The 9226-nt window shown below is 73.6% G+C and carries 10 protein-coding genes; 9 read left to right on the top strand and 1 reads right to left on the bottom strand.

Annotated elements, in window-relative coordinates; all coding sequences use genetic code 11:
* Window positions 1–390, bottom strand: a 390-nt coding sequence (locus AC1DV7_RS17820) for a hypothetical protein (protein WP_477598674.1), incomplete at its 3' end; no start/stop codon positions are given.
* Here AC1DV7_RS17820 and AC1DV7_RS17815 point away from each other — a divergent pair.
* The 9 genes from AC1DV7_RS17815 to AC1DV7_RS17775 form a co-directional block, all read left to right on the top strand.
* Window positions 355–531, top strand: coding sequence for a hypothetical protein (locus AC1DV7_RS17815; protein ID WP_477598673.1), 177 nt, complete (start codon window positions 355–357; stop codon window positions 529–531). The genes AC1DV7_RS17820 and AC1DV7_RS17815 overlap by 36 nt on opposite strands.
* Window positions 528–1334, top strand: a complete 807-nt coding sequence (locus AC1DV7_RS17810; RefSeq protein ID WP_477598672.1) for a TlyA family RNA methyltransferase — start codon at window positions 528–530, stop codon at window positions 1332–1334. Before AC1DV7_RS17815 ends, AC1DV7_RS17810 begins: the two co-directional genes overlap by 4 nt.
* Before the next feature lie 85 nt (window positions 1335–1419).
* Window positions 1420–2379, top strand: a complete 960-nt coding sequence (locus AC1DV7_RS17805) for an NAD kinase (protein WP_477598671.1) — start codon at window positions 1420–1422, stop codon at window positions 2377–2379.
* A 13-nt stretch (window positions 2380–2392) separates the two neighbouring features.
* Window positions 2393–4114, top strand: a complete 1722-nt coding sequence (gene recN / locus AC1DV7_RS17800; RefSeq protein WP_477598670.1) for a DNA repair protein RecN — start codon at window positions 2393–2395, stop codon at window positions 4112–4114.
* Between the two features lie 50 nt (window positions 4115–4164).
* Window positions 4165–5349, top strand: coding sequence for a putative cytokinetic ring protein SteA (gene steA / locus AC1DV7_RS17795; RefSeq protein WP_477598669.1), 1185 nt, complete (start codon window positions 4165–4167; stop codon window positions 5347–5349).
* A complete protein-coding gene (locus AC1DV7_RS17790) occupies window positions 5346–6293 on the top strand; it encodes a copper transporter (RefSeq protein ID WP_477598668.1) in 948 nt (315 codons plus the stop codon). The genes steA and AC1DV7_RS17790 overlap by 4 nt, the downstream gene beginning before the upstream one ends.
* A 2-nt stretch (window positions 6294–6295) precedes the next feature.
* Window positions 6296–7138: a hypothetical protein gene (locus tag AC1DV7_RS17785; RefSeq protein ID WP_477598667.1), complete on the top strand. Its 843-nt coding sequence runs from the start codon at window positions 6296–6298 to the stop codon at window positions 7136–7138.
* Window positions 7135–8778, top strand: a complete 1644-nt coding sequence (gene murJ / locus AC1DV7_RS17780) for a murein biosynthesis integral membrane protein MurJ (RefSeq protein ID WP_477598666.1) — start codon at window positions 7135–7137, stop codon at window positions 8776–8778. The genes AC1DV7_RS17785 and murJ overlap by 4 nt, the downstream gene beginning before the upstream one ends.
* A partial coding sequence (locus AC1DV7_RS17775) for a glycosyltransferase (protein ID WP_477598665.1) occupies window positions 8778–9226 on the top strand: 449 nt, incomplete at its 3' end. The genes murJ and AC1DV7_RS17775, both read left to right, overlap by 1 nt.

Here is a 9226-nt window from a genome sequence, read left to right as displayed (position 1 = left end):
GACTGCAGCGGCGAAGACGACGACCGCGAAGAAGGCGACCGCGAAGAAGGCGACCGCGAAGAAGGCGACCGCGAAGAAGGCGACCGCGAAGAAGGCGACCGCGAAGAAGGCGACCGCGAAGAAGGCGACCGCGAAGAAGGCCCCGGCCACGAAGGCCCCGGCGACGCGAGCCGCCGCCACGAAGACGACGAAGGCTGCCGAGTGAGCGAGATGCATTCCCAGCAGGACCTGCACCAGCAGGACGACCAGCACGTCGACGACCAGCACGTCGACGACCAGCACGTCGACGACCAGCACGTCGACGACCAGGACCGGCACGAGCAGGACCAGCACGTCGACGGGCAGGGCGAGGACGTGACCACCTCGCCGGACGCCGGTCTGGGTGACCACGCGACCGGCGACATCGTCATCGACTCGGCGCTGCAGGACCTGCGCGACGCGCCCGCCGACGACCTCGACGCCCAGATCGAGGCCGGTCGTCGCGTCCACCAGACCCTGCACGGCCGGCTGTCCGACCTCGGCGGCGAGTGAGCGGCAGCACCAGGCTCGACCTCGAGCTGGTCCGCCGCGGGCTGGCCCGTTCCCGCGGGCACGCCCGTGCCCTCATCGACGCCGGCGACGTCCGCGTCCGCGGGGAGCAGGCCACCAAGCCCGCCACCCCCGTCCGCGACGACGACACGATCGATGTCCGGGAGGACGGCCCCCGGTGGGTGAGCCGCGCGGCATACAAGCTGGTGGGGGCGCTGGAGGCGTTCGGACCGCGGGGTCTCACCGTCGCGGGCAGGCGTTGCCTCGACGTGGGCGCCTCCACGGGTGGCTTCACGCACGTGCTCCTGCACCACGACGCCAGCCACGTCGTGGCCCTCGACGTCGGCCACGACCAGCTCGTTCCCGAGCTCGCCGGTGACCCGAGGGTCACCGACCTGCCGCGGACCACGGTGCGCGACCTCGACTCCGGGTCGGTCGGTGGGCCGGTCGACCTGCTGGTCGCCGACCTCAGCTTCATCTCACTGACCCTGGTGCTGGACACCTTCGCCCAGCTCGTGACCGAGCAGGCCGACGTGGTGGTCCTCGTCAAGCCGCAGTTCGAGGTCGGGCGCACCCGGCTCGGGAAGGGCGGCATCGTGCGGTCCCAGGGCGACCGGGCGTGGGCGATCTGTGAGGTGGCCCGGGCGGCCATCGACGCCGGGCTGCACCCCAAGGGCCTGGCTCGCAGCCCGATCGAGGGCGGCGAGGGCAACGCGGAGTACCTGCTGTGGTTGACCCCCCGCGCCGCCGAGTCGATGGGATGGGAGGCTCTGGTGGCAGCAGCAGACAGCGTGAGCGAGCCGTGACCGCGCGTCGCGCACCCCGTGAGCACGAGGTCGAGGCCACCATGGGGGCAGCACGCCCGGGACCAGAGCAGCGAGAGGGAGCACCGTGACGACGACCGCCAGTCCATCGGCGCCGGCAGGCCCGCGCCGGATCCTGCTGGTCGCGCACCCGCGTCGCCAGGAGGCCCACGACATCGCAGCCGAGGTGGTGGCCCGGCTGCATGCCGCGGGCATCGAGGTGCTGATCCAGGCCGACGAGGCCGCCGCCATGAGCATTGTCGAGCACCCCGGCGTCACTGTGGTCGACTCCACCGATCCGGCGCAGGGCTGTGAGCTGGTGTGCGTGCTCGGCGGCGACGGGACGATCCTGCGCGGCGCCGAGGTGTCCCGGGGCACCGGCGCACCTCTGCTCGGGGTCAACCTGGGTCACGTGGGGTTCCTCGCGGAGGCCGAGCGCGAGGACATCGAGGCCACCGTCGAGCACGTCGTCGCCAGGAGCTACGCGGTCGAGGAGCGGATGACCCTCGAGGTGACCGCCCACGTCGACGGTGAGCCGGTCTACACGAGCTGGGCGCTCAACGAGGTGACCGTCGAGAAGGCCAACCGCGAGCGCATGCTCGAGGTGGTCGCCGAGATCGACGGGCGCCCGCTCACGACCTGGGGGTGCGACGGGGTGGTCTGCGCGACTCCCACCGGCTCCACGGCCTACGCGTTCTCGGCCGGCGGGCCCGTGGTCTGGCCCGATGTCGAGGCGGTGCTCCTCGTGCCGATCAGCGCCCACGCCCTGTTCGCCCGACCCCTCGTCCTGGGGCCGCGCTCCCACCTGGCCCTCGAGGTCGTGCCCGACACCCTGGGCACGGGTGCGCTGTGGTGCGACGGCCGGCGTGCGGTGGACCTGCCACCCGGTGCGCGGATCGAGGTCGTCCGGTCCGAGACCCCCGTGCGGCTAGCCCGGCTGAGCACGTCACCGTTCACCGACCGCTTGGTCGCGAAGTTCGACCTGTCGATCCACGGGTGGCGCGGCGAGGCGAGGCTGCAGGACGCCGCTCGCGCGACCGACGCGTGAGAGGCTGGCCGGCGTGCTCCAGGAACTGAGGATCCAGCGTCTCGGCGTGATCGACGACGCCGTCCTCGAGCTGCACCCGGGGCTCAACATCGTCACGGGTGAGACGGGCGCGGGCAAGACCATGGTCGTGACCGGCCTCGGGCTGCTGCTCGGCGCCAGGGCCGATGCCGGACTGGTCCGGTCGGGCGCCGCGAACGCCGTGATCGAGGGCGTCGTCGACGTGGCTCCGGACCACCCCGCCGCCGTGCGGGCCGCAGAGGCCGGTGCCGACGTGGCCGACGGCCTCGTGCTGGTGCGCACCATCTCGACCGAGGGTCGGTCCCGCGCCCACGTGGGCGGCCGGGCTGCACCCGTCGGTGTGCTCAGCGAGGTGGGGGAGCACCTCGTCGCCGTCCACGGGCAGGCCGACCAGTGGCGGCTGCGCCAGACCGACCAGCACCGGACCATGCTCGACCAGTTCGGGGGTGAGGCGGTCCAGGTCGCGCTCGACGCCTTCCGGGCCCTCTACGAGGAGCACGACGCCGCCACCACCGAGCTCGGCGCCCTCAGGGCCCAGGCCCGCGACCGCGCGCAGCAGATCGAGGTGCTCCAGCACGGCCTCACCCAGCTCGAGCAGGTCGACCCCCAGCCCGGTGAGGACGCCGACCTGCGCGTCGAGGACGAGCGGCTCGGCCACGCCGAGGGGTTGCGTGGCGCCGCGACGCTCGCTCACGACCACCTCGCCGGCGCCCAGGAGTATGCCGGGGAGACCACTCCCAGCGCGACGGAGACCCTCGCGGCGGCACGCCAGGCGCTCGCGGGCGAGGTCGACCACGACCCTGCGCTGCGGGAGCTCGACCGGCGGCTCGCCGACATCGGCTACCTCGTCGCCGACCTGGCGGCCGATCTCAGCTCCTACCTCACCGACATCGACGTCGACCCGGCTCGCCTGGCCTGGGTGCAGCAGCGCCGGGCGGACCTCACCGCCCTCACGCGCAAGTACGGCGAGACCATCGACGACGTGCTCGCCTGGGGGCGGTCGGCCGCGGCGACGCTCGACACCCTCCTCAACTCCGACACCCGCATCGAGGAGCTCGAGGCCCGAGTGGCGACCCTCGAGGGCGAGCTCGGCCGGGCAGCGGACGTGCTGACGAAGGCCCGCACGGCGGCAGCCCGTCGACTCGGGAGCGCCGTGACGTCCGAGCTCGCCCATCTCGCGATGGGACAGGCGGCCATCGAGGTGTCAGTGACGCCGAGGGCTGCGGGGCGCACCCGGCACGGTGCCGACGACGTCGAGATCCTCTTGGCCGCGAACCCCGGCAGCCCTGCGCGCACCGTGGCCAAGGCGGCCTCCGGTGGCGAGCTGTCCCGGGTCATGCTGGCCCTGGAGGTCGTCACCGGAGCCGCCGGAGCAGCCGACGTCCCCACGTTCGTGTTCGACGAGGTCGACGCCGGCGTCGGCGGCRCAGCAGCGCTCGACGTGGGTGCCCGCCTCGCCGCCCTGGCCGCCCACGCGCAGGTGGTGGTGGTGACCCACCTGCCCCAGGTCGCGGCATACGCGGACCGGCACCTCGTGGTCCGCAAGGCGAGTGACGGTCACATCACGTCCAGCGGCGTGCACGCCCTCGACGAGGACGAACGCCTGCGCGAGCTGGCCCGCATGATGGGCGGCGTCGACACGGAGTCGGCCCTCGAGCACGCCCGCGAGCTCGTCGCCACGGCAGGCCTGCGCCGGAGCGCATCCGCCACCTCGTGACCGCGAGCCGCGTCGCGGCTGCCCACCCGGCCCGTGGGAGGATGGGCAGGATGCCTCTGAAGATCCCGCGCCAACGCGCCCGCGAACCCGAGAGCCCCGGGGTGCGCGGGCTGGTTCGAGTCGACGCCCGGACCAAGAACCTCACCAAGCGGCTGCGCCCCGGCGAGATCGCCGTCATCGACCACCAGGACATCGACAAGGTGAGCGCCGAGGCGCTGCTCGCGTGCAAGCCGGCCGCCGTCGTCAACGCCTCGCCCTCGATCTCGGGTCGCTACCCCAACCTCGGGCCCGAGATCCTCATCGATGCCGGGATCCCGTTGCTGGACAACGTCGGCAAGGACGTCATGCACGACCTCACCGAGGGTCAGCAGGTGCGACTCGAGGGCGACCAGCTGTGGCTGGGCGACACCGTGGTCGCGACCGGACAGGCCTTCGACCACGACCTCGTGGAGTCGTCGATGAACGAGGCGCGGGCCGGGCTCGCGGTGCAGCTCGAGGCCTTCGCGGCCAACACGATGGAGTACCTCCGTCGTGAGCGCGACCTGCTCCTCGACGGTGTCGGCGTCCCCGACATCCGCACCCAGATCGACGGTCGCCACGCCCTGATCGTGGTGCGCGGCTACCACTACAAGGAGGACCTCCAGACCCTCCGCAGCTACATCCGTGAGTACCGACCCGTCCTGATCGGGGTCGACGGTGGCGCCGACGCGCTCGTCGACGTCGGCCTCAAGCCGGACCTCATCGTCGGTGACATGGACTCGGTCTCAGACTCGACCCTTCGCTGCGGGGCCGAGATCGTCGTGCACGCCTACCGCGACGGCAACGCCCCGGGCCTCGACCGGGTGCGCAAGCTCGGCGTGGAGCCGGTGGTGTTCCCGGCGACCGGCACCAGCGAGGACGTCGCCATGCTCCTCGCCGACGACAAGGGCGCCTCGCTCATCGTCGCCGTCGGCACCCACGCGACCCTCGTCGAGTTCCTCGACAAGGGTCGCTCCGGCATGGCCAGCACCTTCCTCACCCGGCTGCGGGTCGGGGGCAAGCTGGTCGACGCCAAGGGCGTGAGCCGGCTCTACCGCTCGCGCATCTCCAACCTGTCCCTCGCCGTCATGCTCGTGGTCGCCCTGAGCGCGCTGTTCGCCGCGCTCTGGTCCACCACGGGCGGACGGGCCTTCCTCCAGCTGCTCGCCGCCCAGTGGGACGACTTCTGGTCCTTCCTCGTAGGAATTGTCACGTGATCGACTTCCGCTACCACCTCGTCTCGATCGTCTCGATCTTCCTCGCCCTGGCGGTGGGGATCGTGCTCGGTGCGGGTCCGCTCAAGGAGGACATCGGCAACACGCTGACCTCCGAGGTCAAGAACCTCCGCAACGACAAGGCAGCCCTGCGCGCCGAGCTCGACGTGGCCGACAAGGGGATCACGGCGCGCGACGAGTTCACCGCAGCCAGCAACCGCAGCCTGCTCGCGGGTCGACTCGCCGACACGACGGTCGCCGTGGTCGTGCTCCCCGGCGCCGAGGCCAGCCTCGTCAAGGCCACCACCGAGACGCTGACGACAGCCGGTGCCAAGATCGGGTCCACCGTCACCGTCCTCGACGCGTGGACCGACCCCGACAGCAGCAAGGTGACCTTCCGCAACACCCTCGGCCAGCAGCTGGCCGGCCAGGTCCAGGCGCCCGCCGACCCCGGCGACGGCCAGATCGTCGACAGCGTCCTGGCCCGGGCGATCCTGGCCAAGGCCGGCGCCAGCAGCGACGGGGCGGCCGCCGCGCTCGAGGGCCTGCGCACGGGCGACCTCATCCGGTTCACGCCCGACAAGGTCACCCCCGCGAGCATCGCCGTGGTCATCGGTGGCCCCGTGGGTGGGTCGGACGCCAAGGTCCGCGAGAGCAGGGCAGGGGCCCTGAGCAACCTCGCCGGGGCCCTCGATGCCAGCAGCTCCGGGGCCGTCCTGGTCGCCACCACACTGCCGGCCGGCACCACCAACGAGACGTCGGTCGTCGCCACGTCGCGGGCCGACGGCAACCAGTCCAAGGTGCTGACCACGGTCGACCACGGAGAGCTGCCGATGGGCCAGGCGAGCCTGGTCTTCGGTCTGCTCGAGCAGCAGGCCGGAAAGGCCGGCCAGTACGGCCTCGACAGCGGCGCGTCCGCCGCCTTCCCGCAGCTGGCGACCAAGTAGCCATGACGGGGCACGAGGCGGGCCGGTCCGCGGTCGTCGCGGCCGGCGCTGTGGCCGGTGCCGTGGCGGCGCTCGGCCTGCGCGCGCTGCGCGAGCGCCCTCCGGGCGGCAACGCCCGCTGGGACCGGACGAACCACGCCGGCCGCACCGTGACCCTCCTCGAGGGCCCCGCGTATGCCGTCGGTGCTGCCTCGGGGGCAGCCCTCCTCGGTGCCGGGCCCGGCCCGGTCCTCGCGGCGTCCGCCGCCGCCGGGCTCGGAGCCCTCGACGACCTGACGGGCGACAGCACCAGCAAGGGCCTCAAGGGCCACCTCGGGGCACTGGCCCGCGGCCACGTGACGACCGGCGCCGTCAAGATCCTCGGCCTCGCCGTCACGGGCCTGGTGTCGGCCGCCCTCATCGACCGCGAAGCCCGCCGCGATGCCTCCGCCGGTGCACCCGCGGTGGTCGACACCCTCGTGGGGGGCGCGGTGGTGGCCGGGTCCGCGAACCTGCTCAACCTGCTCGACCTGCGACCCGGACGCGCGCTCAAGGCCACCATCGGCCTCGGGGTCCTGCTGTCGACGTCACGTCGCTCGGGTCCGGCGGCCGGCGCCGCAGTCGGTGCCGCCGCGGGGCTCCTGCGGCCCGACCTGGCGGGCGAGTCGATGCTCGGCGACACCGGCGCCAACTCCGCCGGCGCGCTCCTCGGCACGGCCCTCGTGCAACGCACCGGTCGGCGCGGGCGGTGGCTGGCCCTGGGCGTCCTCACGGCGCTGACGCTGGCGTCCGAGAAGGTCTCCTTCACCAAGGTCATCGAGTCGACCCCGGGGCTGCGTGAGCTGGACGCGCTGGGCCGCCGATGACGGCTCGGACCGTCGGGGTGTCCGTCGCCCGTGCCGCCGCGCTGATCGCCGTGGCCACCTTGCTCGCCCGGGTCGCCGGTTTCGCGCGGACCCTGGTCTTCTCCAGCAGCGTGGGGGCTGTCGGCGTCGGTGACGCCTACCAGTCGGTCAACATGCTCCCCAACGTCGTCTACGAGGTCGCGGCCGGCGGAGCCCTGGCCGCCGTCGCCGTCCCGCTCGTGGCCGGTCAGCTCGGAGCGGGCCGCCGCGAGGACGCCGATCGCACCGCGTCGGCCCTGCTGACCTGGGCGATCGTGGTGCTCGTCCCGCTCGGGCTGGTCCTCGCGCTGGCTGCGCCCTGGATCAGCGGCCTGATCCTCCACGACTCCAAGGTCCCCGGCAGCGCGGAGCTCGGGGCGCGCATGCTGCGGATCTTTGCGCCGCAGGTGCCGCTCTACGGCGTCGGCATCGTCCTGGCGGGGGTGCTCCAGGCCCACCGCAGGTTCCTGGCGGCCGCCCTCGCCCCGCTGTTGTCCAGCCTGGTGGTGATCGGCGCGTACGTCGGCTACGGCCTGGTGGCGGAACCCTCGACGACGCCCGACGACGTCAGCGACGGCGCGATCTGGCTGCTTGCCGGCGGCACCACGCTGGGGGTCGTGGTGCTGAGCCTGCCGCTGCTGGTGCCCGCGCTGCGCACGGGGTCGAGGCTGCGCCCGACCCTCCACTTCCCCCCGGGCGTGGCCGCCCGGGCCTGGTCCCTCGCGGGTGCCGGGATCCTCGCACTCGTCGCCCAGCAGGCCTGCGTGGCCATGACGTTGTGGCTCACCCACCCACCGCGTACCGACGGCGTGGGGGCCGTCAACGTCTACCTCTACGTGCAGGCCGTCTACCTGCTCCCCTATGCCGTGCTGGCCGTCCCGATCGCGACCTCGGCCTTCCCCGCACTGGCGCACGGGACCGGGGCCGACACGGCGGCCGAGGAGCTCACCGCCCGCAGCACCCTCGCTCGCGGGTTGCAATCCATCGTGCTGCTCACCGCCGGCGCTGCCGCCGTCCTGATGGTCGTCGCCCGGCCCGTCGGGGCCTTCTTCGGCTCCCTGGACCGTGGTGCCGGGCTCGGGGGAGGGGCGGCCCTCGCAGCCCTCCCCGGCGCGCTGTCGGCGTATGCCCCTGGCCTCGTCGGCTTCGGTGTCGCAGCCCTGCTGACCCGCGCCCTGTACGTCCGCGGAAGGCCACTGCACGCGGCGCTCGCCGTCGCCGGTGGGTGGGCCGTCGCGACCTTCCTGCCGCTGGCGCTGGTGCCTGACGGGTCCGGCCCCGGCACGACGCTGGGCATCCTGGGCGTCGGCTCGACGCTGGGCATGACCCTGTCCGCCATCGCCCTGACCCTCCTCGTGCGCCGGGCGTGGGGACCCGAGGCCCTGCGTGGCACCGGTCGCACGCTCGGTGCCGCCGTCGTGGCCCTGGCCCTCGCCCTGGGCGCCGGTGACGCCGCGACGCACTCCATGACGCCCAGCGGCCTGTGGAGCTCGATCGGCACCGCTGCCCTGGGGGCGGTCGTGGCCGTCGCGGCCTACCTGCTCGTGATGGCGGTGGCCGACCGGCGCGCGATGACCGCGCTGCGTGAACGCGGCCGGGCCCGACGACGCGGTGGTGCCTGATGCAGGTCCTCATGGTCGTGGGCCGCAGCACGGGCGGCATCGGTCTGCAGGCGGCCGCCCTCGCGGCCCGACTGCGCGCCRCGGGTGACCAGGTCGTCGTGGCGACCGACGAGAGCACCGCGGACCGCTTCGGGCTCGACGACGCGCAGCTGTGGTGGCCGGGTCGCGGGGCCGGCCTGCGCGGGTCGTGGAGCCGGCTGACCCACCTCCGGCGGGCCATCCGGTCGGCCGACGTGGTCCACGCCCACGGCCACCAGGCCGGGCTGGTCGCAGCCCTCGCCGGCCTCGGCACGCGCACCCCGCTGGTCGTGAGCCAGCACAACGCGGTCCTGCGGTCCGGGGGAGTGCGCGGGGTCGCCTCGCGTCTCGTGCAGTCCGTCGTCGCCCGCCGCGCTGCGCTCGTGACCGGTGCCAGCAGCGACCTCGTCGACGAGGCGCGGCGCCACGG

The organism is Pedococcus sp. P2_E4, assembly GCF_056403935.1.
The sequence above is the reverse complement of the archived record's forward strand: the minus strand, read 5'-3'. Positions and strand labels throughout refer to the sequence as shown.

Bases quoted from the DNA above. Each gene is read 5' to 3' on its own strand.
- murJ (WP_477598666.1), top strand. From the start codon at position 7,135: ATGACGGCTCGGACCGTCGGGGTGTCCGTCGCCCGTGCCGCCGCGCTG.
- AC1DV7_RS17785 (WP_477598667.1), top strand. From the start codon at position 6,296: ATGACGGGGCACGAGGCGGGCCGGTCCGCGGTCGTCGCGGCCGGCGCT.
- steA (WP_477598669.1), top strand. From the start codon at position 4,165: ATGCCTCTGAAGATCCCGCGCCAACGCGCCCGCGAACCCGAGAGCCCC.